2 protein-coding genes are annotated in these 1591 nt (G+C 39.4%); both read right to left on the reverse strand.

The annotated features are described in order from the left end of the window. Positions 1-105: 105 nt before the first annotated feature. Positions 106-558, reverse strand: a complete 453-nt coding sequence (locus BW972_RS19480) for a hypothetical protein (RefSeq protein WP_076423348.1) — start codon at positions 556-558, stop codon at positions 106-108. A 157-nt stretch (positions 559-715) separates the two neighbouring features. Beyond that, positions 716-1336: a toxin-antitoxin system YwqK family antitoxin gene (locus BW972_RS19485; protein ID WP_159439875.1), complete on the reverse strand. Its 621-nt coding sequence runs from the start codon at positions 1334-1336 to the stop codon at positions 716-718. Positions 1337-1591: the final 255 nt, after the last annotated feature.

Below are 1591 nucleotides of genomic sequence, written 5' to 3' on the forward strand. Positions count from 1 at the left end.
CAACTTAACGAACCGCTGTATGCGAGACCCGCTTGTACAGTGGTGTGAGAGGCGCACCCCGTCAATTAATACTGGCGGGGCCGTCTACTCGATTAGCAGAATGTTTTATTTCTTTCTAATTTTCCTGAAGATTTTCAGCCTTTCTTTATTCGTTATACTGAAATTTCCAGAACATACGTCTGTAGCAAACTCACCTTTGTTATTTACATATCCAAAAATGATATAAGTGTCACCTGTTTTAAAGTACTGACTGCAATTAGACCATCGAGGAGTTATTTCTATAATGTCGGTTTTAAGTTCTCCTTTGTATACATTGGTTACTTTTAAAATTGGATTATAGCCTCCTTCACGCCAATACATTGGATCAGATGACATTACATAGTCTCCTTTCGTGAGGCTGTCTCTTACGGATTCTACCTTTGCAGAAATAACGAAGTCGGATGCCTGAAATCTTTCTTTCATAAAAGTATCAAGAGAAGAATATAAGTCACACCTACAGGCATAGGAATTAGTAACTATCGCTATGGTCAGGATAATTATTAGGGATAACCTTTTCATGTTTTAACTTAATGCTAACGGGCTTGTACATAAAGAGCTGCAGCGATAGCGAAGGTTCTGTATGTACCATGTTAGCTGATGTTATTTTATCTTTCTGCTCCGAATTGGAACACCTGTATCACAGTCTTCTTGAAAGAGGTAGAGAATACTAAACGAATCATTTCGCATGCTTATCGTGCCAGCTTGGGTATTGCCTCTCCAACAACAAAGAATCTTCTTTGGTAAGGCAATTAAGAGGGCCCTCCCGCTTCAGGGTATTACCATCTGCGCTAAATTTCACCAAGCCAAATATCTCTATATCATTGGTGCAAAGGACCTGCTTCACCCTCCCTGTTTCATAAAACAGGAACGTCCTTCCATTCTCATGTATAGCTGACGTATCCCCACTAGGGTAAAAGGACACATTGAATACTACTCTCCCTTTGCTGTACTGAGTCCTGTTTCTTAGGACCTCCCCTTGATCATAATCCATCACCCAACCGTGCAGTTCGTCGTTCTTGTAATTTCTCACAGACTTCAAACTGCCGTCCTCAAAGTATTCACGCCCTTCACCCTCTAGTTTATCATCAGTGACAGACAACTCTAGGTGCAGCTTTCCACTAGGATAATAATGCTTTGAGATGCCATTCTCTTTGTTACCAATAACCTGTATTTCCGATTCAATGGTACCATCATCATAATAGTCTATAACAGTCCTCTGTTTATTGCTGTCACATCCGATATTTACCAATATCACTAGCGCTAACAGGCAACAGTAATTTAGCTTCTTCTTAAGCATGTTTGAAATGTTATACTCTTGTTGTGTTACCCAATGAGTAAGTATGTTAATTAAATCTTGCTTATACTTCTTATAACAGCTAACAATCATTGGAAGGAGACGTCCTGTTGGTTTTGTAGGGATTGATGTCTTCTTCGGGTAGTTATCCGTGCTTGTTTTTCCTTTTTTTGTAGTTACTGTGTGGAATTTCTATTTTTATTGAGGGAAAAACAAGCTGCTCGTTGGGTTATTTTCTCCTTCTAAATGGCGGCTTTA

The sequence above is a fragment of the Pontibacter lucknowensis genome, from assembly GCF_900156415.1.
Lineage (GTDB): Bacteria > Bacteroidota > Bacteroidia > Cytophagales > Hymenobacteraceae > Pontibacter > Pontibacter lucknowensis.